The sequence below is a fragment of the Acinetobacter johnsonii genome, assembly GCF_048551975.1.
In the GTDB taxonomy this organism is placed as follows: Bacteria; Pseudomonadota; Gammaproteobacteria; order Pseudomonadales; family Moraxellaceae; genus Acinetobacter; species Acinetobacter johnsonii_A.
Map to the genome: position 1 here is coordinate 1 of NZ_JBIMCF010000235.1, position 273 is coordinate 273.

The 273-nt window shown below is 41.8% G+C and carries 1 protein-coding gene; it reads right to left on the reverse strand.

Features of this window, described 5'->3' with window-relative positions; all coding sequences use genetic code 11:
• Positions 1-10: 10 nt before the first annotated feature.
• Positions 11-139, reverse strand: a complete 129-nt coding sequence (locus ACG9ZB_RS17355) for a hypothetical protein (RefSeq protein WP_419326859.1) — start codon at positions 137-139, stop codon at positions 11-13.
• Positions 140-273: the final 134 nt, after the last annotated feature.

Sequence of the window (273 nt, forward strand, 5' to 3'; positions counted from 1 at the left end):
CCTCTACAGGCTACCCCACGATTACACGTTTCTTAAGTGGCCCTGCACGCCAACTTGAACGGTAAATACCCATTTGGACATAAGGCGACCACTTTTGATGGTAATTATTGACCCCACTGATGTTGGCTACTTTTTCCATTGTGTTTTACCACCACTTTCCTAGGAATCAGTTGTTTATATGCCTCAAGTTCTGACCATTGGATATCAAAATTCCAATCATCATTGCCTATACCTTATTGTCCTATTGGGTTTTCCGTGACAAAGTAGGTATAG

Coding starts and splice junctions, on each gene's coding strand:
- ACG9ZB_RS17355 (WP_419326859.1), bottom strand. CDS start 139: ATGGAAAAAGTAGCCAACATCAGTGGGGTCAATAATTACCATCAAAAG.